Source organism: Faecalibacterium sp. OM04-11BH, assembly GCF_003482185.1.
GTDB classification, from domain to species: Bacteria; Bacillota; Clostridia; order Oscillospirales; family Ruminococcaceae; genus Faecalibacterium; species Faecalibacterium tardum.
In genome coordinates, this window is record NZ_QULS01000002.1 from 275,603 (window position 1) to 299,181 (window position 23,579).

Annotated in this window: 23 protein-coding genes and 1 riboswitch; of the genes, 21 read left to right on the top strand and 2 right to left on the bottom strand. The window is 61.9% G+C overall.

Annotation, left to right across the window (positions count from 1 at the left end):
- Positions 1-82 precede the first annotated feature (82 nt).
- Positions 83-850 (top strand): copper homeostasis protein CutC, encoded by a 768-nt coding sequence (locus tag DXB44_RS03055; RefSeq protein ID WP_118657690.1) that lies wholly within the window; start codon positions 83-85, stop codon positions 848-850.
- A 175-nt stretch (positions 851-1,025) separates the two neighbouring features.
- On the opposite strand, the gene DXB44_RS03060 is transcribed toward DXB44_RS03055, so the two are convergent.
- Positions 1,026-2,618 carry a hypothetical protein gene (locus tag DXB44_RS03060; protein WP_118657691.1) on the bottom strand — a complete coding sequence of 531 codons (1,593 nt, stop codon included), beginning with the start codon at positions 2,616-2,618 and terminating at the stop codon, positions 1,026-1,028.
- Positions 2,615-3,334, bottom strand: coding sequence for an ABC transporter ATP-binding protein (locus DXB44_RS03065; RefSeq protein ID WP_118657692.1), 720 nt, complete (start codon positions 3,332-3,334; stop codon positions 2,615-2,617). Before DXB44_RS03065 ends, DXB44_RS03060 begins: the two co-directional genes overlap by 4 nt.
- A 118-nt stretch (positions 3,335-3,452) precedes the next feature.
- A riboswitch (cobalamin riboswitch) is annotated at positions 3,453-3,676 on the top strand.
- Between the two features lie 329 nt (positions 3,677-4,005).
- On the opposite strand from DXB44_RS03065, the gene DXB44_RS03070 reads away from it, so the two are divergent.
- From DXB44_RS03070 to DXB44_RS03165, 20 genes are all read left to right on the top strand, one after another.
- Positions 4,006-5,241: a sirohydrochlorin cobaltochelatase gene (locus DXB44_RS03070; protein ID WP_118657693.1), complete on the top strand. Its 1,236-nt coding sequence runs from the start codon at positions 4,006-4,008 to the stop codon at positions 5,239-5,241.
- Between the two features lie 144 nt (positions 5,242-5,385).
- Positions 5,386-6,234, top strand: a complete 849-nt coding sequence (locus DXB44_RS03075; RefSeq protein WP_118657694.1) for an iron transporter — start codon at positions 5,386-5,388, stop codon at positions 6,232-6,234.
- 6 nt (positions 6,235-6,240) lie between these two features.
- A complete protein-coding gene (locus tag DXB44_RS03080; protein WP_118657695.1) occupies positions 6,241-7,383 on the top strand; it encodes an ABC transporter substrate-binding protein in 1,143 nt (380 codons plus the stop codon).
- A gap of 10 nt (positions 7,384-7,393) precedes the next feature.
- Positions 7,394-8,410 (top strand): iron ABC transporter permease, encoded by a 1,017-nt coding sequence (locus DXB44_RS03085; protein ID WP_118657696.1) that lies wholly within the window; start codon positions 7,394-7,396, stop codon positions 8,408-8,410.
- A complete protein-coding gene (gene cbiD / locus DXB44_RS03090) occupies positions 8,407-10,320 on the top strand; it encodes a cobalt-precorrin-5B (C(1))-methyltransferase CbiD (RefSeq protein ID WP_118657697.1) in 1,914 nt (637 codons plus the stop codon). The genes DXB44_RS03085 and cbiD overlap by 4 nt, the downstream gene beginning before the upstream one ends.
- Positions 10,321-10,325: 5 nt before the next feature.
- Positions 10,326-11,084 carry a precorrin-4 C(11)-methyltransferase gene (gene cobM / locus DXB44_RS03095; protein WP_118657698.1) on the top strand — a complete coding sequence of 253 codons (759 nt, stop codon included), beginning with the start codon at positions 10,326-10,328 and terminating at the stop codon, positions 11,082-11,084.
- Entirely contained in the window at positions 11,081-12,079 is a 999-nt protein-coding gene (locus DXB44_RS03100; protein WP_118657699.1) for a cobalamin biosynthesis protein, read from the top strand. Before cobM ends, DXB44_RS03100 begins: the two co-directional genes overlap by 4 nt.
- On the top strand, positions 12,072-12,839 hold the full coding sequence (cobJ, locus tag DXB44_RS03105; protein ID WP_118657700.1) for a precorrin-3B C(17)-methyltransferase: 768 nt from the start codon (positions 12,072-12,074) through the stop codon (positions 12,837-12,839). Before DXB44_RS03100 ends, cobJ begins: the two co-directional genes overlap by 8 nt.
- Positions 12,836-13,573, top strand: a complete 738-nt coding sequence (gene cobK, locus DXB44_RS03110) for a precorrin-6A reductase (protein ID WP_118657701.1) — start codon at positions 12,836-12,838, stop codon at positions 13,571-13,573. The genes cobJ and cobK overlap by 4 nt, the downstream gene beginning before the upstream one ends.
- Entirely contained in the window at positions 13,570-14,766 is a 1,197-nt protein-coding gene (cbiE, locus tag DXB44_RS03115) for a precorrin-6y C5,15-methyltransferase (decarboxylating) subunit CbiE (protein WP_118657702.1), read from the top strand. Before cobK ends, cbiE begins: the two co-directional genes overlap by 4 nt.
- A complete protein-coding gene (locus DXB44_RS03120) occupies positions 14,763-16,103 on the top strand; it encodes a cobyrinate a,c-diamide synthase (protein ID WP_118657703.1) in 1,341 nt (446 codons plus the stop codon). Before cbiE ends, DXB44_RS03120 begins: the two co-directional genes overlap by 4 nt.
- Before the next feature lie 5 nt (positions 16,104-16,108).
- Positions 16,109-17,173 (top strand): nicotinate-nucleotide--dimethylbenzimidazole phosphoribosyltransferase, encoded by a 1,065-nt coding sequence (cobT, locus tag DXB44_RS03125; RefSeq protein ID WP_118657704.1) that lies wholly within the window; start codon positions 16,109-16,111, stop codon positions 17,171-17,173.
- On the top strand, positions 17,167-17,688 hold the full coding sequence (locus DXB44_RS03130; RefSeq protein WP_118657705.1) for a bifunctional adenosylcobinamide kinase/adenosylcobinamide-phosphate guanylyltransferase: 522 nt from the start codon (positions 17,167-17,169) through the stop codon (positions 17,686-17,688). Before cobT ends, DXB44_RS03130 begins: the two co-directional genes overlap by 7 nt.
- Positions 17,685-18,437, top strand: a complete 753-nt coding sequence (locus tag DXB44_RS03135) for an adenosylcobinamide-GDP ribazoletransferase (protein ID WP_118657706.1) — start codon at positions 17,685-17,687, stop codon at positions 18,435-18,437. The genes DXB44_RS03130 and DXB44_RS03135 overlap by 4 nt, the downstream gene beginning before the upstream one ends.
- On the top strand, positions 18,434-18,760 hold the full coding sequence (locus DXB44_RS03140) for a bifunctional adenosylcobinamide kinase/adenosylcobinamide-phosphate guanylyltransferase (protein ID WP_118657707.1): 327 nt from the start codon (positions 18,434-18,436) through the stop codon (positions 18,758-18,760). Before DXB44_RS03135 ends, DXB44_RS03140 begins: the two co-directional genes overlap by 4 nt.
- Positions 18,754-19,353, top strand: a complete 600-nt coding sequence (locus tag DXB44_RS03145) for a histidine phosphatase family protein (protein ID WP_118657708.1) — start codon at positions 18,754-18,756, stop codon at positions 19,351-19,353. Before DXB44_RS03140 ends, DXB44_RS03145 begins: the two co-directional genes overlap by 7 nt.
- Positions 19,350-20,300, top strand: coding sequence for an adenosylcobinamide-phosphate synthase CbiB (gene cbiB / locus DXB44_RS03150; RefSeq protein ID WP_118657709.1), 951 nt, complete (start codon positions 19,350-19,352; stop codon positions 20,298-20,300). Before DXB44_RS03145 ends, cbiB begins: the two co-directional genes overlap by 4 nt.
- Positions 20,300-21,349, top strand: coding sequence for a threonine-phosphate decarboxylase CobD (gene cobD, locus DXB44_RS03155; protein WP_118657770.1), 1,050 nt, complete (start codon positions 20,300-20,302; stop codon positions 21,347-21,349). Before cbiB ends, cobD begins: the two co-directional genes overlap by 1 nt.
- The gene (locus tag DXB44_RS03160; protein WP_118657710.1) at positions 21,346-22,842 is read left to right on the top strand and encodes a cobyric acid synthase; all 1,497 of its coding nucleotides are present in this window, start codon (positions 21,346-21,348) and stop codon (positions 22,840-22,842) included. Before cobD ends, DXB44_RS03160 begins: the two co-directional genes overlap by 4 nt.
- Positions 22,839-23,513, top strand: a complete 675-nt coding sequence (locus tag DXB44_RS03165) for a precorrin-8X methylmutase (RefSeq protein WP_118657711.1) — start codon at positions 22,839-22,841, stop codon at positions 23,511-23,513. The genes DXB44_RS03160 and DXB44_RS03165 overlap by 4 nt, the downstream gene beginning before the upstream one ends.
- The last annotated feature ends 66 nt before the right edge of the window (positions 23,514-23,579 follow it).

The window sequence follows — 23,579 nt, forward strand, 5'->3', positions numbered from 1 at the left end:
ATTAAAATATTCATTCCGCTGAAAATGGCCAAAGCAGCGCGGCGGCCATTCAAAATCGTTTTTTGTAGATGGAGGTATCGCTATGCACTGCACTTTGGAAGTATGCGTAGACAGCACCGCCAGCGCGCTGGCGGCAAAACGCGGCGGCGCTGACCGGTTAGAGCTGTGCGCCGACCTTATTATCGGCGGCACCACCCCTTCCCCTGCCCTGCTGCGTCAGGTCAAGGCTGAGACCGGTCTGCCGGTGCGGGCGCTTATCCGTCCCCGCTTCGGCGATTTCTGCTACGACCGTTACGAGCTGGCACAAATGGCCGAGTGCGCCGCCGAGCTGGTAGCCGCCGGTGCCGACGGCATCGTGACCGGCGTGCTGACCCCGGCGGGGGCGCTGGACACCGATGCTCTGCGCCCTATCTACGCCGCAGCCCGACAGGCGGCAGAAAAAGCACACCGCACCGTGGACTGCACCCTGCACCGCGCCTTTGATGTTTGCTTCGACCCCTTTGCCGCGCTGGAGGCTGCAAAGCAGCTGGGGCTTGCCACCATTCTGACCAGCGGACAGGCCGCAAGCGCCCCGCAGGGTGCTGCCCTGCTGCGGCAGCTGGTGGAAGCTGCCGGGCAGGAAGTGGAAATATTGGTAGGCGCAGGCGTATCTGCTGCCAACATCCCCGCCCTTGCCGCCCAGACTGGTGCCCGGGCGTTCCACCTTTCCGGCAAGCAGGTGCTGGACAGCCGCATGACCTTCCGGCGGCAGGGCGTGCCCATGGGTCTGCCGGGCTTTTCGGAGTTTGAGATCTGGCAGACCAGCGAAGCAAACATCCGTGCCGCCCGCACCGCATTGGATGCGCTATAACTGCAAAACAAAAAGCTTCACTGGTCTGCCGGCAGTGGCTGTTTTCCATTACGTTTCCTCCCGTGAAAATGCAAAATCGGGCAGTCCGCAGACTGCCCGATTTTGCTCTACTCAAATGAGTTTTTCCGCTGAATATGTCCAAAGCAAAGCGGAGGGCATTCCAATTCGTCCCACTTTAGTGCAGGGCGGCAAACCGGGCTGCGCCGCGGGTGCACAGCCAGCGGTGCAGCAGTAAATCCAGCCCCAGCAGCACAGCCAAACAAACAGTCTGTGCAGCCAGCGGCGGCACAGCGTAGTCCAGTAAGATCAGGGGCAAAAACAGCACCCCGCCCGCCAGCAGCCACCCGCCGAACATGGCAAGCATACTGGCGGCGCTCCGCTTGACCACGGCGGCTTCACTGACCCAATGGAGGTTGGGCAGGCACAACCCCAAAGCAAGCCCCAGCTGCGCTGTCAGCCACACAAAGGCTGTTAGCACGGCAAGCACCGGCAGCCACTGCCCTGCCGGAATGCGCAGCGCCGCCATGGCACACCCGGCACACAGCCACGCCGCCGGCAGCGTGAGCAGCAATTGCAGCTCCACCTTTGCCTGCAGCACCTGCTGCGGAGTCACCGGCAGGCTTTGCAGCAGCCAGAGGGTGCCACCCTCCAGCGACACCGACGGCGCTGTGATAAAGTTCATGGCGGCTATGGTGCACACCATCCCGCACACCAGCATGGGCAGGCTCTCCGGCAGGTAAGCAACGGTAAAGGTGCGCAGGTCTGCGGCCTTCCACAGTACTGCCACGCCCAGCACCGGCAGCAGCAGACTGCTCAGTGCACAGTTGAGCAGCCACATGGGGCAAGCGCCCAGATGCAGCAGTTCCCGCCGCAGCAATGCCCGGTGCGGGGGCTGCTTTTTTTGTGTCTTTGCGCGGTATTCCGTTTTGGCTCTGCCCGGTTCAAGGGTCAGCAGCCGCAGATAGGGCTTTGCCAGCGCCTTACCACACAGCGCCATACAGGCCGCAGCCAGCGCCAGAAACAGCAGCAGCGCCGGGACGTTGCCCACTGCCGCCAGACCCAGCAGACGCAGCGGCGCAGCAGCACGGCTGGCTGCTGCGCCCGCCTGCACGGCATCCAGCGCAAGGGCATCTACCGCGTTGCCCACCCATTGGAACACTGCATAGTAGACCGCCAGAAACAGCAGCGTACCGACCACGGTGACAAGGTTTTTGTGCCGGGCGCGGCGGTTGAGCAGCGCCACCGCCCAGCCCAGCAGAACAGCCAGCACCATGGAAACTCCCGCCAGCGCCAGTGCCACCGGCAGCGCTGCCAGCAGGGCTCCGCCGGGACAGGGTGCCGCCAGCGCATAGCAGACCACCGAGGGCACCCACGCCAGCAGCAGATAAATCAGCCCGGTCAGGTACACCCCGCCGCAGCGCACCGCAAAAATAGCGCCCGGCGGGATGGGCAGCGCCAGCAGTTGCTGGTTGTCCCGGCAGCGGAACAAATGCCCGTAGCTGGTAAAAGCGCTGGCCAGCACACTGACCGTCAGCGCCGAAAGCTCCATCAGCACAAAATAGAGCCAGTCCAGCCCCTGCGGCACCAGCGTTACCGCCAGCGGCAGCGCCATTGAGCCAAAGCTGAGCATGACCAGCAGAATCAGCACCGCAAACAGCAATGCATACCCGAATGCTCCTGCCCGGGAGCGCCGCTTGCCCGTTTTGCTGCTGCGCACAAAGGCCGCCCCCAGTTCCAGAAGCTGTTTTTTGAGCAATGCACGGATCATAATGCTCCCCCCGTATCCTCCAGCTCCAGAAATACCTCTTCCAGCGTGTCGTCGCCGCGCACCTGCTCCATGGCACCCTCGCGCACCAGCTGGCCTTTGCGCAGAATAGCCACCCGGTCGCAGAGCTTTTCGGCCACTTCCAAAACATGGGTGGAGAAGAAGATCGCGCCGCCCTGCGCACAAAAAGCTTTCATCTGGGTCTTGAGCTGATGGGAGGCCAGTGGGTCCAGCCCGACAAAAGGCTCGTCCATTAAAATCAGCTTTGGCTCGTGCAGCAGCGCCGCAATGATGGCAAGCTTCTGCTTCATGCCGTGGGAGTATGCCCCGATGGACTGCGCAAGGTCCTGCGTCAGGCCAAAGGCATCGCCGTACTGCCGGATACGCTGCGTCCGCTGTGCGGCGCTTACGCCAAAGATATCCGCGATAAAATCAAGGTACTGGATGCCGGTCATATACTCGTACAGCTGCGGGTCATCCGGCAGGTAGGCTAAGCGCCGCTTGCATTCCAGCGGATTTTCCCGCACTGAAATGCCGTCCACATAAATTTCTCCGGTATCGAATTGCTGGATGCCGCAGCAGCATTTTAAAGTAGTGGTCTTGCCCGCGCCGTTGTGGCCAATAAAGGCGCACAGCTCCCCCGGTCGGATATGCAGGCAAAGGTCCTGCACGGCGGGTTTGCCGCCGTAGGTTTTGGTCAGATGTTCTATCTTTAACATGAGCTGCCTCCTTGCTTTCAGTTTTGAGCCAAGTATACACCTTCCGACGGGGGGAAGGTCAAGCATTTCTCCGGTTTTTCTTGCGTTTTGTAAGGGGCTGTGCTATACTTTTTGTCGAACTGAACAGAAAACAACAGGTGCGTTCCGTCACTTTGCCCCATCGGGCGGCGGCAGGAACGTTAAAAGGGAAGCGGGTGCAAATCCCGCACGATCTCGTCACTGTGATAAGGGAGTCTACTGTCAGGGTGCTTTTGCACCGGTCACTGAGCCATCCGGCTTGGGAAGGCGGCAGCGGGCGTTGAGCTTTGAGTCAGGAAACCTGCCTGCTGTTGGTACCGGGGCTTTGCCGCCCCAGATCACGAGGAATTGGTTGTACCAAAAAGCCTGTAAAATACGGGGTCTTTTTGCTTTGCCATTTCGCAAGCAAAAGGCCCCGTTTTTTAGGTGTATCTGAAAACAAAGAAAATGACGGATATTTCGCAAGCACAAGCGGGATTTAAGGCAAATAGCCGCAGGAATCCTTTGTGGATTTCAAGGCTGATTCACGCAAAATCCAGCTGTGCTTGTAAAAATAGACTAAATTTTCGACTTTTCAGATACACCCTAGGTTCTCTTTCCTGTACCCTTCTGTTCGGCGCCGTATTTCACCCACATCAGGAAAGGAAAACAAGATGAAAAAACGCAACATCCGCAAAACGGCGGTCGCTCTGACCGCTCTGGCTCTGTGCGCCGGTGTACTGACCGGTTGCGGCGGGGCTGCATCCAGCACTGCCAGCTCTGCTGCTGCCAGCTCTGCCGCCAGCAGCGAAGCTTCCGGTGCAGACGCTGACGCACTGGCTGCACAGAATGTGGCAGACCTGATCGATGCCATCTATGTGCAGCAGCGCACCGACGATACCGATGCCCAGTGCGAAGCCGCCAAGGCCGCTTGGGACGCTTTGACCGATGCCCAGAAGGAGCTGGTGGAGGGCGAGAACGCCGACCCCGACTACTTTGGCCGCGACACCGGCGATGCCTCCAAGGACGATGCCCGCAACGCCGATGAGATCGGCAAGAACGAGCTGCTGGTGGTGTCCTTCGGCACCTCCTTCAACGACAGCCGCGCTGCCGACATCAAGGGCATTGAGGATGCCCTGCAGGCTGCCTACCCCGACTGGAGCGTGCGCCGCGCCTTTACCGCACAGATCATCATCAACCATGTGCAGGCACGCGATGGTGAGAAGATTGACAACATGCAGCAGGCGCTGGACCGCGCTGTGGCAAACGGCGTGAAGAACCTGATCGTGCAGCCCACTCATTTGATGCACGGTGCCGAGTATGACGAGATGACCGAGATGCTGGACCAGTACCGCGACAAGTTTGAGAGCGTTGCTGTGGCTGAGCCCCTGCTGGGCGAGGTGGGCGCAGACGCTTCCGTCATCAACGCAGATAAGGAAGCTGTTGCCAAGGCCGTTACCGCTGCCGCTGTGAAGGATGCCGGTTACGACAGCGCCGCCGCTGCCGCTGCCGATAAGACCGCTTTCGTCTTTATGGGTCACGGTACCTCCCACACCGCTAAGGTGAGCTACAGCCAGATGCAGACCACCATGCAGACCTTAGGCTACGACAACGTGTTCATCGGCACGGTGGAGGGCGAGCCTGAGGAGACCTCCTGCGAGGCTGTCATTGAGGCCGTGAAGGCTGCCGGTTACACCAAGGTCATCCTGCGCCCGCTGATGGTGGTGGCAGGCGACCACGCCAACAACGACATGGCCGGTGAGGACGCCGACAGCTGGCTGAGCCAGTTTACCGCCGCAGGCTGCTTTGAGAATGTGGACTGCCAGATCTCCGGTCTGGGCCGCATTGCGGACATCCAGCAGCTGTACATTGCACATACCAAGGCCGCTATGGATCTTCTGAACGGCTAATGGATTCAGAAGCCCTCTCCGGCGCTGCCCTGCACACGGAGAGGGCTTCTTTTATGGGCGCGTTCCCCGCGCGAGGAGAACATGCCCCCTACCCCGGAAAGCCAAATTCCGGGTCAAAATTTATGATACTGAGGTATTTATTTTATGCGCTGCAAACAGTTTATTACCGTTTCTCTGGCCGGCGTGGTGCTGGCTGCTTCTCTGGCAGGCTGCGGCGGGACTGCTGCTCCCGCTTCTTCCGTTGCCGCAAGCTCTGAAGCGGCTTCCTCCGTGGTGGCTTCCTCTGCTGTGGCCGAAACCGCTCTGCCGGACGGCGTGTACACCGCTGATTTCGAGACCGACAGCAGTATGTTCCACACAAGTGAAGCCTGCAACGGCAAGGGCACCCTGACCGTGGAAAACGGCGTGATGACCTTTCACGTCAGTCTGGCTTCCAAAAAGATTGTGAACCTCTACCCCGGCCTTGCCGCCGACGCCGAGGCCAACAAGACCGCATGGCTCATCCCCACCGTGGACACCGTTACCTACGCGGATGGCTCCACCGAAGAAGTGTACGGATACGACATCCCGGTGGAGGCACTGGACACCGACTTCCAGCTGGCATTGCTGGGCACCAAGGGCAAGTGGTATGACCACACCGTGAGCGTGCGCAATGCCGAGCCTAAGACCGAGCAGACTGCTGAGACCCCCGCAGACGGCAACTACACCGCTGCTGTGGTGCTGGAGGGCGGCTCCGGCCGCGCCACCGTAGAAAGCCCTGCTGCCCTGACCGTGGCAGATGGCAAGATGACCGCTACCATCGTGTGGAGCAGCCCCAACTACGACTACATGATCGTGGATGGTGAGAAGTATCTGCCCACCAACACCGAGGGCAACTCTACCTTTGAGATCCCGGTAGCTGCTCTGGGCACCCCGCTGGCTGTTACCGCCGACACCGTTGCCATGAGCAAGCCCCACGAGATCGAATACACCCTGACCTTTACTTTGGAGTAACCTTCCATGAAGCTGACCCGCGCTCAATTTTTAAAGGCTCTGCCCGCCGCCGCGCTGGTGCTTGCAGGCTGCACGGCCGCACCCACCGCACCCGCCGATACGGACGCGCTGGTTTTTGACCACGCCTACCCGCTGGACTACGCCACCCAGTTTACCGCCGACTGCTACGCGGACGGCTCTACCCTGCTGACCATCCCGGACGCACAGGCAAAGTTCCTTATCCGGCCGGAGGGCGCTGCCACTCTGCGCACCGTGCCTGCCGGGGTGACCGTTCTGCAGCAGCCGGTGCAGAACATCTATCTGGTGTCCACCTCTGCCATGGACTTATTTCTCCATCTGGACGCGCTGGACAGCATTGCCCTTTCCGGCACCCGCGCCGAGGGCTGGTATCTGGACGAGGCAAAGCAGGCCATGCAGGCCGGGCGCATCGCCTACGCGGGCAAGTACAGCGCCCCGGACTACGAACGCATCCTGACCGCAAACTGCGGCCTTGCGGTGGAAAATACCATGATCTACCACACCCCGGAGGTGAAGGAACAATTAGAACGGTTCGGCATTCCGGTGCTGGTGGAGCGCTCCAGCTACGAGAGCAGCCCGCTGGCACGGATGGAATGGATCAAACTGTACGGCATCTTGCTGGGCAAAGAAACCCTTGCCGAGGAGGTTTTCGCCCAGCAGGCACAGCGCATTGCACCGCTGCTGGAGCAGCCCTCCACCGGCAAACGCTGCGCGTTTTTCTCCATTACATCCAGCGGCCTTGCCACTGTGCGCAAAAGCGGAGACTATGTGGCGCAGATGATCGGCATGGCCGGGGGCGAATATGTTTTTGCCCACCTTGCCGACAGCGGCAACAGCCTTTCCACCCTGAATATCCCGCTGGAAGATCTTTACGCCGGGGTCAAGGATGCCGATGTGCTCATTTATAACGGCACTATCGAGGGCACCATCTCCACAAAAGAAGAACTGCTTGCCCGCTGCGCGTTGCTGGCAGAGTGCAAGGCGGTACAAAGCGGGAATATCTGGTGCACGACACCCAGCTTTTTCCAGCAGAGCATGGCGCTGGCGGATTTTATGCTGGACCTCCACGCTGTTTTTACCGGGGAAACTGCCGACCCCGACACCCTGCATTTTTTGACCAGGATCATCTAAGGAGCCGCTTATGACCAGCCGCAAACGCCTTGTTTTTTCCTATTGCTGCCTTGCCCTGCTGCTGGCGGTGCTGTTTGCCGTAAGCCTGTTCTGGGGCAGCGTTGCGCTTACCCCGCAGGCTGTGCTTGCAGCCCTGACCGGACGCGGACAGGACACGCTGAGCGTGGGCATTATTACCCAACTGCGCCTGCCCCGCGCGGTGATGGCCGCGTTGCTGGGCGCTGCGCTCTCGGCGGCGGGTTATCTGTTGCAGACCTTTTTTGCAAACCCCATTGCCGGCCCCTTTGTGATGGGCATTTCCAGCGGGGCAAAACTGGCGGTGGCGCTGGTAATGGTGCTGTTTTTGAACTACGGCCTGCTGACAAGCTCTGCCGTGCTCATCCTTGCAGCCTTTGCGGGCGCTATGGCGGCTATGGCCTTCGTGCTGGCTGCTGCCCGCCGGGTACAGCGCATGAGTATCCTTGTAATCTGCGGCGTGATGATTGGTTACATCTGCTCTGCCATCACCGAGTTTGTGGTGGCCTTTGCGCAGGACAGCAGCATCGTCAACCTGCACAACTGGTCACAGGGCAGCTTTTCCGGCATGACGTGGGGCAACGTGCGCACGGCAGCGCTGGTGGTGCTGCCCGCGTTGGCGGCAGCCTTCTGCCTTGCAAAGCCCATGGCCGCTTACCAGATGGGCGAGGCCTACGCCCGCAGTGTGGGCGTGGATGTGCGGCGGTTTTCCCGGCTTTTGGTGCTGCTTTCCAGCCTGCTGGCCGCCTGCGTTACCGCCTTTGCGGGGCCTATCTCCTTTGTGGGCATTGCGGTGCCGCACCTTGTTAAGCAGCTGCTGGGCAGTGCCCGCCCGCTGTATGTGCTGCCCGGGTGCTGTCTGGGCGGGGCAGCGTTCTGCCTGCTGTGTGATTTAATTGCCCGCAGCCTGTTTGCGCCCATGGAGCTCTCCATCAGTGCAGTCACCGCTGTATTTGGTGCGCCGGTAGTCATTGGGCTGCTGCTGCGCCGCAACCGGGAGGATGTGCGATGAAAAACTCCGTTGAAACCAAAGCGCTTGCCATCGGCTACGGCAAAGCTGCCCTTGCGCGGGATATCGCGCTGGGTGCTGCCAAGGGGCAGGTGCTGGCACTTATCGGGCCGAACGGTGCGGGCAAATCCACCCTGCTCAAAACGTTGGCGGGACAGCTGGCCCCTTTGGGCGGCGCGGTGCTGCTGGAAGGGCAGGAGCTGGCACGCATTCCCGGCAACGCCCGGGCGCAGAAGCTGGCGCTGATGCTGCCCCACACCCGCCGCACCGAGTTGACCACCTGCTTTGAGTTTGCGGCGGCGGGGCGCATCCCCTATACCGGGCGGCTGGGCATCCTTTCCGCCGAGGACAAAAAACAGGTGCAGAATGCACTGGAGCTGGTGGGCGCAGCGCATCTGGCTGGCCGGGACTTCAACTGCATCAGCGATGGGCAGCGGCAGCGCATTTTGCTGGCGCGGGCAGTCTGTCAGCAGCCGCAGGTGCTTCTGCTGGACGAGCCCACGTCATTTTTAGATGTAAAAGGCAAGATAGAGCTGCTGACCATCCTGCAAAAGTTGGCGCATGAGCAGCAGCTTGCGGTCATTGTCACCCTGCACGAGCTGGACATGGCGCAGAAGATCGCGGACGCGGTGGTCTGCGTTTCGCCGCATGGCGTCTCTGCCCCCATGTCCCCGGAGCAGGCCTTTGCCCGGGAAAATATCAAAGCACTCTACGGCCTGACCGAGGAACAGTACAGCGCTGTTTTTGACCCGCCAAAGCCGGAAAAACCGCAATTTGAGCACTATGTGCGCAGCGGGCAGAAGCTGCTGCGCTGCGGCTACACCACCGGCACCTGTGCGGCGCTGGCTGCTGCCGGAGCTGCTCGTCTGCTGCTGACCGGCACTGCTCCGGAAACCGTCGCTCTGCGCACGCCCAAGGGCATCGTGGTGGAGGTTGCCCCCCTGTTCTGCCGCGCTGCTGCCGAGGGCGCGGAATGCGCCATTGAAAAGGACGGCGGCGACGATGTGGACGTGACCACCGGTCTGCCGGTGACTGCCACGGTGACGCTGCTCCCCGGCACACCCGAGGTGCGCATTACAGGTGGCGCAGGGGTTGGCCGGGTGACGAAGCCCGGGCTGGACCAGCCGGTCGGGCAGGCCGCCATCAACCATGTGCCCCGACAGATGATCACCGAGGCGCTGCGCCGGGAGGCGGAAGCCGCCTGTTATCCCGGCGGCTTTGCCGTGACCATCTCCATCCCCGGCGGCGAGGAGGTAGCCCGGCGCACCTTCAACCCCCATATCGGGGTGGAGGGCGGGCTGTCGGTGCTGGGCACCAGCGGCATCGTGGAGCCAATGAGCCAGCAGGCCATTCTGGACACCATCCAGCTGGAAATGAATCAGGCGGCGCTACGGGCAAAAGACCACCGGCGGCTCATCCTTGCCCCGGGCAACTACGGGCTGGACTATCTGCACGAAACGTATCCGCAGTTTGCCACTATCCCGGTGGTCAAAACGTCCAACTTTATCGGAGATACGCTGGATATGGCAGCAGCAGCACACTTTGAACAGGTGCTGCTGGTGGGGCACGTCGGCAAGCTGTGCAAGCTGGCGGGCGGCATTATGAACACCCACTCCCACACGGCAGACTGCCGCACGGAGTTGTTCTGCACCCACGCCGCCCTGTGCGGTGCTGACCGGGAGGTGTGCACCGCGCTGTACAATGCAGCCACTACGGATGCCTGTCTGGAGATTCTGGATACAGCCGGGCTGCGGGAACCGGTGCTGCAAAGCCTGCTTGCCGCCATCCAGCTGCATCTCGACCGCCGCGCGGGCGGGGCATTCCGGGTGGGCGCGGTGCTGTTTTCAAACCAGCACGGCCCGCTGGGACAGACCGAAACTGCCGCCCGCCTGCTGAACGAATGGAAGGAGTAACGTACATGGTACATTTTGTGGGTGCCGGCCCCGGCGCACCGGATCTGATCACCCAGCGCGGTGCAGCATTTTTACAGGCTGCTGACTGCATTATTTACGCGGGTAGTCTGGTCAACCCGGCGCTGCTGGGGCTGGCAAAGCCGGGATGTGCTATCTATAACAGCGCCGAGATGACTCTGGAGCAGGTACTGGACGTGATGCATCGGATGGAAAACGCAGGCAAAACCACCGTGCGTCTGCACACCGGCGACCCCTGCCTGTACGGTGCCATCCGGGAGCAGATGGATGCACTGGACACAGACGGCATTTGTTACGATGATACCCCCGGTGTTTCCAGCTTTTGCGGCGCTGCCGCTGCGCTGAACGCCGAGTATACCTTACCCACGGTCAGCCAGACGGTCATTATCACCCGCATGGAAGGGCGAACCCCTGTGCCGGAGCGGGAAAAGCTGGCAAGCCTTGCCGCACATGGCGCGACCATGGTGATTTTCCTATCCATCGGGCTGATCGATAAGGTGCAGACGGCGCTTTTGCAGGGTGCGTACACACCGGACACCCCCGCTGCCGTAGTGTACAAGGCCAGCTGGCCGGAAGAAAAAATCGTGCGGTGCACAGTTGGTTCTTTGGCCGAGAGCACCCGTGCAGCGGGCATTACCAAAACAGCGCTTATCGTGGTGGGGGATTTTCTCGGCAAGCAGTACGAGCGCAGCAAGCTGTACGACCCCGCCTTTACCACCGAGTTCCGCAAGGGAGACCCGGTATGACCCGCGCCTACCTTGCCTTTACGGAGACCGGCCTTGCGCTGGCAAAACGCCTTGCCGACAGCCTGCCCGGCAGCGTTGCCCGGTGCGGACAGAATGGCGCTTCTCTTGCAGAATGGACAAGCGCACAGTTTGTGCAGTCGGATGCGCTGATATTTGTAGGGGCTGTGGGCATTGCGGTGCGGGCTATCGCGCCCCACTGCAAGAGCAAGACCACCGACCCGGCTGTGGTGGTGGTGGACGAATGCGGGCGCTTTGCCGTGCCCATTTTGTCCGGGCATCTGGGCGGTGCAAACGATCTGGCGCGGGCCATTGCCGCTGTATGCGGAGCCGTGCCGGTGCTCACCACCGCCACCGATGCCCACGGCATTTTTGCGGTGGACGAGTGGGCAAAGCACCAAAACTGCATGGTACTGGAGCCGGAACGCATCAAGCTAGTCAGCGGCAAATTACTGGCCGGGCAGCCGGTATATTACCAGGCTGATTTCCCGGTAACAGGCACTGTGCCCGCAGGGTTATTCCCCGCTGACACCCCGGAAAAAGCCGACTTTGCACTCACCCTTTGCCCCACCGGGCAGGCACTGCATCTTGTGCCGCGTATCGGGGTGCTGGGCATCGGCTGCAAGCGGTGCACTAGCGCTGACACGCTGGAAGCTGCTTTTGCCGCTTTCTGCGCCCGGCACGGTTTTGCTGCGCAGGCAGTTACCGCCGCTGCAAGCATCGACCTGAAACAAAATGAACCGGGCTTGCTGGCCTTTTGTCTGGCACACGGCTGGCCGGTGCGGTTTTACTCTGCCGCGCAGCTGCGCAGCGCGCCCGGGCAGTTCACCCCCTCCTCTTTTGTACAGAGCGTGACCGGGGTGGATAACGTCTGCGAGCGAGCGGCAGTGCTGGACGCAGGCGGCAACTTATTTTATCCGAAATTTGCCTGCAACGGCGTGACCTTTGCGCTGGCGTGCAGGCCCTTTGCCCCGGACTGGAGGTGGCAGAATGCTTGACGTGATGGATATTGACATTGACCGCCCCGAAAAGGTGGTTTATGTCGTGGGGCTTGGCCCCGGCGAGCCTTTTTATATGACCCAGCAGGCTGCAAACACGCTGGAAAGCGTTGACGCGATTTGTGGATACAAGGTCTATCTTGACCTCATCCGCGATGAATTTCCCTGCGAAGAATACTATTCTACCGGCATGACGCAGGAGCTTGCCCGCTGCCGCTGGGCACTGGAAAAGGCACACACCGGCAAGCGGGTGGCTCTGGTCTGCTCCGGCGATGCCGGGGTGTACGGCATGGCAAGTCCCCTGCTGGAACTTGCCCCGGACTACCCGGATGTTGCCGTGGAAGTTGTGCCCGGGCTGACCGCTGCCCTCAGCGGCGGGGCAGTGCTGGGCGCACCGCTGGCGCACGATTTCTGCGTCATTTCCCTTTCCGACCGGCTGACCCCGTGGGAAGTCATCGAGAAGCGGCTGGCCTGCGCCGCTATGGGGGATTTCTGCGTTGCACTGTACAATCCCTCCTCCAAGGGCAGGCCGGACTATCTGGCAAAGGCGGTGCGCATTCTGCTGGAAAACGGCAAAAGCGCCGCTACCGTCTGCGGCATCGTGCGCAACATTGGCCGGGAGGGGCAGACCGCGCGCGTTTTGACCCTTGCCCAGCTGGAAAACACTGCGGTGGATATGTTTACCACCGTGTACATCGGCAACGCCGCCACAAAACAGCTGGGCGACAGAATGGTCACCCCACGGGGGTACCGCAGATGAAGGCAGTGGTTTTCAGCGGCACGACCGAGGGACGGGTGTTCTCCCGGCAGCTGGCGGCGCTGGGCGCACAGGTGCTGGTCAGCGTCGCCACCCCGCTGGGCGCGGAGGAACAGGGCGAAGCGGACGGCATTACTGTGCACTGCGGACGGCTGACTACCGAGGAAATGACCGCCCTTTTGCAGGGTGCTGCCCTGTGCGTGGACGCCACCCACCCCTATGCGGTGGACGCCACAAAAAACATCCGGGCTGCGTGTGCCGCTGTCGGGGTGGAGTACCACCGGCTGCTGCGGGAAGAAAGCCCGCTGCCTGCCGGGAGCATGGTGTTTGCCACCGCCGCCCACGCCGCCGCGTTTCTGGCCGGATGCAGTGGCAATGTGCTACTGGCTACCGGTGCAAAGGAGCTTGCCGCCTTTGCGGCGCTCAGCCCGGAGCGGCTGTTCCCCCGGGTGCTGCCCACGCGGGAGGGCATTGCCGCCTGCGAGGCCGCCGGTATCCCGCACAAAAATATCATTGCCATGCAGGGGCCATTCACCTATGCGCTGAACTGCGCCCTGATGAAGCAATTCTCCATCCGGTATCTGGTCACAAAGGACGGCGGCGCTGTGGGCGGCTTTGCCGAAAAGGCACAGGCCGCGCAGGACACCGGCGCACAGCTGATCGTGGTGCGCCGCCCGGCTGAAAACGGACAAACTGCTGCACAAATTCTGACACGCTGCAAGGAGGTTCTGGTATGATCTCTCTCATCGGAATGGGCTCCGGCTGCCCGGAAAGCCTGACCGTGCAAGGGCTGGCCGCACTGCAAAGCGCAGGGCTGATTCTTGGAGCAAAGCGCTTACTGGAGCATTTACCGGCCGGGTGCACCTCCGACCGTAAGGCGGTGTATAAGCCCGAGGAAATCCTTGCCTGTCTTGCTGCGCAGCCGGATATGGATACCGCTGTTTTGTACAGCGGCGACACCGGGTTTTACTCCGGTGCGGCAAAGCTGCTACCCCTGCTGCGGGTCATGGGATACTCCGTCCGGGTGCTGCCCGGGCTTTCCAGTGTGCAGCTTTTAGCCGCCGCTGTGGGACGCCCTTGGCAGGACTGGAAGCTGGTATCTGCCCATGGCCGTGTCTGCGACCCGGTAGCCGAGGTTTTGTCGCATCCACAGGTATTTTTTCTTACCGGCGGCGGGGACTCTCCTGCCACTCTCTGCTCGAAGTTGACCGCCGCCGGGCTGGGCGCTGCTCACGCCCTTGTGGGCGAAAACCTTGGCACCCCGGCAGAAGCCATCCGCTTTGGCCTTGCCCGGGAACTGGCAGAGCAAGCCTTTGCACCGCTGAGCGTATTGCTCATCGAACGGGAGGCTTTGCCGTCCCGCCGCACCCCCGGCCTGCCGGACGATGCTTTTATCCGGGGCGCTGTGCCCATGACAAAGCAGGAGGTGCGCGCCGCCGCGCTGGCAAAGCTGGCAGTTACACCCACGGATATCCTATGGGATGTGGGCGCGGGCACCGGCAGCGTGAGCGTGGAATTGGCGCTTGCCGCCCCTGCCGGGCAGGTATATGCCGTAGAGTGTGACCCGGAAGCCTGTATACTTATCCAGAAAAACCGGGAGAAATTTGCTGCTTATAATCTGACCCTGATCGAGGGCAAAGCCCCTGAAGCTTTGGACACGCTGCCTGCCCCGGATGCTGTATTCATCGGCGGCACAAAGGGCAATATGGACGCTGTTATAGACGCTGTGCTGCACAAAAATCCAGCCGCACGGCTGTGCATCGCCGCCATTGCGTTGGAAACGCTCAGCGCCGCCGTGGCAGCCCTGACCGCCCACGGCCTTGCCGCGGAGGTGACACAGATCTCCGTCAGCCGCACAAAAGCGGCGGGTAGTCTGCATTTGCTGATGGCCAACAACCCGGTGTTTCTCATTACGGGGGCACGGACATGATGCAGTTTCTCATCGCCGCGCCGCGCTCCGGCAGCGGCAAGACCACCGTTACCTGTGCAGTGCTTACCGCCTTGCAGCGGCGCGGGGCTGACCCCTGCGCTTTCAAGTGCGGACCGGATTATATCGACCCTATGTTTCACCGCAGTGCGCTGGGGGTGGAAAGCCACAATTTAGACCTCTACCTCTCTGCCCCGGATACGGTGCGCACACTTTATGCCCGGTATGCCGCTGGGCACGGCGCTGCCGTATGCGAGGGTGCCATGGGCTTTTACGATGGGCAGGGACTGACAACCCGCGCAAGCGCATGGGAACTGGCCGACACGCTGGCACTGCCGGTGCTGCTGGTGGTGCAGCCAAAGGGGTCAAGCATCACCCTTGCCGCCGAGCTGCAGGGGCTTTTGCAGTTCCGCACACCCAGCCATATCGTGGGCATTCTGCTCAATGATTGCTCTGAAGCCTTGTACAAAACGCTGCGACCGATGCTGGAAGCCGAGACCGGTCTGCCGGTGGTGGGGTATCTGCCCCATCTGCCGGGATGCGCCATTGAGAGCCGCCACCTCGGGCTGAAAACCGCCGGGGAGGTTGCGGACTTACAGCAAAAGCTGGGCAAGCTTGCCGATGCTCTTGTGCTGAACTGGGCACAGCTGGCAGTGTTGACCGACCGCCCTGCCCCGGCTGTGCCGCCGCTTGCCGCACCGTGCGCACCCGCCGTGCGCATTGCCGTGGCGCGGGACGAAGCCTTCTGCTTTGCCTACACTGAAACGCTGGACGCCTTGCGGGATGCAGGTGCGGAGCTTATGTTTTTCAGTCCGCTGCGGGATGTCTCTCTGCCGGAAAATATCGGCGGGCTGTACCTGCCCGGGGGCTACCCGGAGCTGTACGCAAAGCAATTGAGCGAAAACTCCGCTCTGCGTGTTGCCATCCGCAAGGCGGTACAGGGTGGTCTGCCCACCGCTGCCGAGTGCGGCGGCTTTCTGTACCTAGGGCAGGCGCTGGAGGGTACGGACGGCAAGGTTTACCCCATGGCGGATGTGCTGCCGGGCAGCGGGCACAACGCCGGGCGGCTGGTGCGCTTTGGCTATGCCGCCATGACGGCAAAGGCCGACAGTATGCTTTTCCGCGCCGGAGAAGCGCTGCCCATCCATGAATTTCACCACTGGGATTCCTCCGAAAACGGTACAGACTTTTCTGTGTACAAAACCGAAAAAAGGCAGTGGGAATGCGGCTTTGCAAACGCGCATTTGTACGCCGGTTTCCCGCATCTTTACTGGGCGGGCACTGCCCTGCCCCGCCGCTTTGTACAGGCGGCGCAGCACTTTTTAAAACACAAAGGATGACGAAAATGACCGAAGCTGAACTGATGCAGCTGCTTGCTGCCATCACCCCGCCGGACGACGCTGCCCGTGCTGCCGCCCATGCCCATTGGGCAAGCCTTGCTAAGCCCTTGGGCGGGCTGGGGGCGTTGGAAACGCTGCTGGAGGACGCCGCCGCGCTGACCGGCAAGGCGCAGTTTGATTTTTCCCGCCGGGCAGTGGCGGTGCTCTGCGCGGACAACGGCGTAGTAGCGCAGGGCATAAGCCAGACCGACCAGAGCGTGACCCGCACCGTGGCCGAGAACCTTGCCGCGCGGCGCACCAGCGTCTGCCGGATGGCACAGACGGTGCACTGCGATGTACTGCCGGTGGACATGGGCATAGCCGGTGCGCCTGTGCCCGGGCTGCGGGACTGCCGCGTTGCCGCCGGAACTGCAGACTTTACCAAAGGCCCCGCCATGACCCGCGCCGAGGCGGTGGATGCCATTGGCCGGGGCATTGCCCTGACCCGGCAGCTTGCCGCCGAGGGCTACGGGTTGGTGGCTACCGGCGAGATGGGCATTGGCAACACCACCACTTCCAGCGCCGTGGCTGCCGTGCTGCTGGCACAGCCGGTGCAGACCATGACCGGGCGCGGTGCAGGGCTTTCTGATGCAGGGCTTGCCCGCAAGGTGGACACCATCCGGCGGGGCATTGCCTGCAACAGCCCCGACCCCGATGATGCCTTGGATGTCCTGAGCAAGCTGGGCGGCTTTGATATCGCCGGACTGTGCGGGATGTTTCTGGGCGGGGCGCTGGCGGGTGTGCCCGTGCTGATGGATGGCTTTATCAGCGGAGTGGCAGCTTTGTGTGCTGTGCGGCTGTGCCCGGCTGCGGCAAAGGCCGTGTTTGCCAGCCACTGTTCCACTGAGCCTGCCGCCCGGCTGGTGCTGGACGCGCTGGGCAAAACACCCCTGCTTACCGCCGGGCTGCATCTGGGCGAGGGCACCGGCGCAGTGGCCAGCATCCCGCTGTGGGACATGGCGCTGGCGGTGTACGATGGGTGCTATTCCTTTGCGGAGGGCGGCATTGCGCCGTATACGCCCCAATGCTAACGCTGGTACTGGGCGGCGCTGCCAGCGGCAAAAGCGAATACGCCGAAGCCCTTGTGCTGCGCTGCGGTTTGCCGCGGTACTATCTGGCAACCATGCAGGTGTGGGATGCCGAGTGCGCCGCCCGGGTAGAAAAGCACCGCAAAATGCGCGCCGCAAAACAGTTTGAGACCATCGAGTGTCCGCTGCATTTAGAGACGGTGTGTCTGTCCCGTAGGGGGACGGCGCTGCTGGAGGACTTGGGCAACCTGACCGCCAACGAGCTGTACGACCCCGCCGGGGCGGGCGATGCCGCTGCCGAGCACATTTTGCAGGGGCTGAATGCCCTTGCAGCGCAGTGCGAAAATTTAGTTGTTGTCTCTAACGAGGTTTTCAGTGGCGGCGCGGACTATGCCGGAGACACGGACCGCTATCTGCTGGCGCTGGCACAGGTGAACAACGCCCTTGCCGCCCGGGCAGATGCCGTGGTGCGGGTGGTGTGCGGCGTCCCTGTCTATTATAAAGGAGTGGAAAAATGATCGTTTTGCAGACTATTGCAGTGGCCTTTGCCATGTTTTCGGCGGTGCCGGTGCCGCAGTTTGCGTGGAACGAAAAGAATATGCGGTACGCACTGTGCGCCTTTCCGCTGGTGGGGCTTTTATGCGGGGCGCTGTGGTGCGTGTGCGGGGTGCTGCCGCTGCCTGCCCCGGTGCGGGCGGCAGGGTTCTGCCTTGTGCCGGTATGGGTGACCGGCGGCATCCATCTGGATGGCTACGCCGACACCTGTGACGCCCTTGCCAGCTACGGCGACCGGGAAAAGAAGCTGGAAATTTTAAAGGACCCGCACTGTGGAGCCTTTGCCGTTATCCGGCTGTGCAGCTATTTTGCGGCTTATCTCTGCCTTGCCGCCTGCGTGCAGTTCACGCCCCGGGTGGGTGCGCTGTGGACGCTGGTGCTGGTGCTGGAGCGGGCGCTTTCCGGCCTTGCGGTGGCGGCCTTTCCCATGGCGAAAAACACCGGCCTTGCCCACACTTTTGCCTGTGCCGCAGACCGCACCGCCGTGCGCAATGTGCTGACGGTGCTCGCAGTTCTGCTTTGTGGGGCGCTGCTTGCTTTGGGCGGCGGAGCACTGGCAGCAGTTGCAATTTTGCTGTTCTTGTGGTATCACCATGTGGCTGTGCAGCAGCTGGGCGGCATTACCGGCGATCTTGCCGGGTGGTTTTTGCAAAAGACTGAGCTGTGGATGCTGGCGGCGCTGTGTGCCTGCCAATGGGGAGGGATGTTATGATCTTCATCACCGGGCCGCTTTACAGCGGCAAGCGAACCTTTGCCCGCACCCTGCCCGGCCGCTGCATTGCAGACGTGCAGCAGCTTGCCGCCGGGTGCAAAGACAACGCTGAACTTGAGAAACTTGCGGACAAATTATCCGCTTATGATATCGTGCTGTCCACCGAGGTGGGCGGCGGTGTGGTGCCCATAGACCCCGCAGAGCGTGCCGCGCGGGAAAATGCCGGGCGGCTTGCCTGTATGCTGGCGGCACGCGCTGCGTGCGTGGTGCAGATGTTCTGCGGCATCCCCACCGTTTTGAAAGGAGAATTGCCGGAATGCTGATTTATTTATTGCGTCATGGCCTGACCGAATACAACGCCGAAAAGCGCTATCAGGGGCAGCGGGATATCCCGCTGTCTGCCTCCGGGCGCTCTGTACTGTGCAGGGCAGACATCTCCCCCAAGACCGTATACATCACTCCCCTTTGCCGCACCCGGCAAACCGCCGAGGTACTGTTCCCGGGCGCAAAGCTTATAGAAATAGACGGGCTGAAGGAGATGTGTTTTGGCAGCTTTGAGGGGAAAAATTATATTGAAATGGAGCACGACCCGGACTACCTTGCATGGGTAGCCGCCAACTGTGAAAGTCCTTGCCCGGACGGCGAGACCAAGGCCGCTTTTTGTGAACGTATCTGCGCGGCATTTTCTGCACTGGTGGACAAAGCTCTTGCGGACGGCGAGGAGATGCTGGTCATCTTAGCCCACGGCGGCACCCAGATGGCTGCCATGGAACGCTATGCCCTGCCCCACAAGGACTATTATGAATGGTGCGCTCCCAACGCCGGCGGCTTTGTACTGGACGCCCGGGATTGGGCGGCAAAGCGGGTGCTGCATCTGGTAAAGACCGTGCAGTACACGAAGGAGGCGCGGGAATGATCGGCTACGCGGTACTGGGCGGCTTTGTGCTGGATGCCGTTTTCGGCGACCCTGCGTGGCTTCCGCATCCGGTGGTGTACATGGGCAAGGCCATCTCTGCGCTGGAAAAAGGGCTGCGTGCCCGCCTGCCCAAAACGCCGGAAAGTGAGCTTTGGGGCGGGCGCATTTTAGCCTTTTGTCTGCCGGTGGGCACCTTTGCGCTCACAAGTCTTATCTGCATAGGAGCCGCCGCCCTGCACCCACTGCTGGGGCTGGCAGTACAGATGTTCTGGTGCGGGCAGGCACTGGCGGCAAAGGGACTTGTGCAGGAAAGTATGAATGTCTACCGGGAGCTGCTAAAACCCGACCTGCCTGCGGCACGCATTGCGGTAAGCCGCATCGTGGGGCGGGATACGCAGGCGCTTACCGCCGAAGGCGTGACCAAAGCCGCTGTGGAGACCGTGGCGGAAAACGCCAGCGACGGCGTGATCGCGCCGCTGTTGTATATGCTGCTGGGCGGCGCACCGCTGGCGCTTACTTATAAAGCCATTAACACCATGGACAGCATGGTGGGCTATAAAAACGAGCGGTATCTGCACTTTGGGCATGCGGCGGCAATGCTGGATGATATTGCAAACTTTTTGCCCAGCCGCATTGCTGCATTGCTGTGGGTTGCAGCTGCCGCCCTGACCGGCAACGATGCCCGCAATGCGTGGCGCATCTGGCGGCGGGACCGCCGCAACCACGCCAGCCCCAACAGCGCCCAGACCGAGAGCGCCTGCGCCGGTGCACTGAACGTGCAGCTGGCGGGCCCCGCCTATTATTTTGGTGAATACTACAAAAAGCCCACCATCGGCGATGCTGTGCGTCCCATTGAGCCGGAGGATATCCGCCGCGCGGACCGCATGATGTACGCCGAAAGCCTGCTGGCGCTGGCGCTTGGGCTGGTGATACGAGGTATTTTATGATGCAGCTTGTACATGGCGGCGACTGGGCCGGTTACCGGGCGCAGTACGGACAGGATGCGCTGGATCTTTCAGCAAACGTCAGCCCGCTGGGATTGCCGGAGGGGGTGGCAAAGGCCATTACTGCCGCGCTTGCCACCGCCGACCGCTACCCCGACCCCCTTTGCCGTGCTTTGCGGGCAAAGCTGGCAGTGCACGAGAAGGTGCCCATGGAGCACATCCTCTGCGGCAACGGCGCGGCAGACCTCATCTTCCGTCTGGTGTGGGCGGCAAAGCCCCGCACGGCGCTGCTGCCCGCCCCTACCTTTGCGGAGTATGCCGCCGCGCTGGAAACGGCAGGCTGCACCGTCCGGCGGCATTTCCTGCGGGAAAGCGAAGATTTTGCAGTGACGGAAGCGTTTGTTTCCGCTGTGGACGAGCACACCGACATGGTATTCCTCTGCCAGCCCAATAACCCCACCGGGCAGCTGACGCCGCTAGCGCTGGTGGAGGCGCTGCTGCACCGGTGCGAAGCTTGCGGTGCGCTGCTGGTGGTGGACGAGTGCTTTCTGGACTTTCTGCCGGAAAGCGAAGCGATGTCTGCCAAAAAGCTGCTGGCAAGCCCGAACCTCATCATCCTGAAAGCCTTTACAAAGCTGTACGGCATGGCCGGGGTGCGGCTGGGCTACTGCCTGTGCAGCAACACCGCCCTGCTGGAGAAAATGCAGGCCGCCGGGCAGCCGTGGGCAGTTTCAAGCCTTGCACAGGCGGCGGGGCTGGCGGCGCTGGACGAGACCGCCTATGTAGCCCGGGTGCAAGAATTGATTGCGCAGCAGCGTCCTGTTTTGCGGGACGGCTTGCGTGCGCTGGGGCTGCGGGTGCTGGATGGCAACGCGAATTATCTGCTGTTCCAGGCATCGGAAACGCTGGGCGACGCCTTGCGGCAGCGCGGCATCGTGCTGCGCGGCTGCGGCAACTACCCCGGGCTGGACGGCAGCTGGTACCGCACCGCCGTGCGCACCGCGCCGGAAAACCAGCAGCTTTTAAAAGCCTTACAGGAGGTGCTTGCATGAGCCGGGCAAAATGCATTATGGTACAGGGCACGATGAGCGGGGCGGGCAAAAGCCTGCTGTGCACCGCGCTGTGCCGTATTTTTGCACAGGACGGCTACCGGGTAGCCCCCTTTAAAAGCCAGAACATGGCGCTGAACAGCTTTGTCACCCGGGACGGACTGGAAATGGGCCGGGCACAGGTGGTGCAGGCACAGGCCGCCGGCATGGAACCGGATGTGCGCATGAACCCCATTCTGCTCAAACCCAGCAGCGATGTGGGCAGTCAGGTCATCGTGAACGGCGAGGTGCGTGGACAGATGCCCGCAGCCGCCTATTTCAAGCTGAAAAAGAGCCTGATCCCGGATATTTTAGCCGCGTACAATAGTCTGGCCGAAGAAGTGGATATCATCGTTATTGAGGGCGCGGGCAGCCCGGCAGAGATCAACTTAAAGACAGACGATATCGTCAACATGGGGCTGGCAAAGCTGGTGGACGCACCGGTGCTGCTGGCGGGAGATATCGACCGGGGCGGCGTGTTTGCACAGCTGTACGGCACGGTAGAGCTGCTGGAGCCCGCCGAGCGGGCACGCATCAAGGGGCTGGTCATCAACAAATTCCGGGGCGATGCCGCCATCCTGAAACCCGGCCTTACCATGCTGGAGGAAAAGACTCATCTGCCGGTGCTGGGCGTTGTGCCCTACCTGCGGGTGGATATTGAGGATGAGGACTCCCTCTCCTCCCGGCTGGAAAGCAGCAATGCTGTCAAGCCGCTGGATGCTGCCATTCTGCGGCTGCCGCATATCTCCAATTTTACGGATTTTATGCCGCTGGAGCAGCACCCGCTGCTGAGCGTGCGGTATGTGCAAAGTCCCCGGCAGCTGGGCGCACCGGATGTGGTCATTCTGCCGGGCACTAAAAACACCATCGATGACCTGCTCTGGCTGCGTCAGTGCGGTCTGGAAAGCGCGGTACAGAAGCTGGCGGCCTCCGGCACGCCGGTGCTGGGTGTATGCGGCGGCTACCAGATGCTGGGCGATACTCTTGCCGACCCCGAGGGCACTGAGAGCGGACGCAGCCAGACCGTGCGCGGGCTGGGGCTGCTGCCCATCCAGACTGTGTTTACGGACGCAAAGCACCGCACGCAGGACACCGCCACCGTCACCGCGCCGCAGCTGGCGGGGGCAGTGCTGACCGGCTACCAGATCCATACCGGACGCACTGCCGTGCAGGGCGTGCCCTTCTGCCGCCTTGCAGACGGCAGCGCCGAGGGCTGCGTGCAGGGCAACGTGGCGGGCACTTATCTGCACGGCCTGTTTGATACCGGGGAACTGACCGAAAAGCTGGTGCAGCTGCTGTGCAGCCGCAAGGGCATCTCCCCTGCCAATGCGCCGCTGCTTTCCATGCAGGAATATCGCCAGAAGCAGTTTGACCTGTTGGCTGACGGTGTGCGCCGGGCGCTGGACATGAACGCCCTGTACACCGCCATGGGACTGGAAAGGAGGAGCACCGTATGACCCCGCAACACCATCTGCCCGCCGACATTGAACGGACGAGCCTTTCTATCATCACCGCAGAGCTGGACGCAATGGGTCTGACTCCGCCGCCGGAGACTGCCGCCGTGGTCAAGCGGGTGATCCACACCACCGCCGATTTCGACTACGCCCGCAATCTGCGCTTTACCCCCGGCGCAGTAGCGGCGGGCGTGGCGGCGCTGCAAGCCGCTGCGCCCATCGTTACCGACACCAACATGGCGCTTTCCGGCATTACAAAGCCGGGCCTTGCGCGGCTGGGCGGCATGGCACTGTGCTACATGGCCGACCCGGAGGTGGCCGCGCTGGCAAAGGCCAACGGCACCACCCGGGCGGTGGCGTCCATGCAAAGAGCCGCCGCCGAGCACCCCGGTGCCATCCTTGCGGTGGGCAACGCCCCCACGGCACTGCTGACCATTGCCGACCTGATTGAAACCGCCGGGCTGCGCCCTGCGCTGGTCATCGGGGTGCCGGTGGGCTTTGTGAACGTGGTGGAGAGCAAGGAGCGGCTGTTCAGTGTCTGCACTGCCCATGGTGTGCCCGCCATTGTTGCCATGGGGCGTAAGGGCGGCAGCAACGTTGCCGCTGCCATCTGCAACGCGCTGGTGTATTCCGCCGCCGGGATGCTGGACCCCACCGACCGGGGATGGAAATAATATTTTTATTGTTCGCGTTTGAAGTGCTCTGCGGAACGCTTCAAACGCTTTTTTCAGCCAATTCTC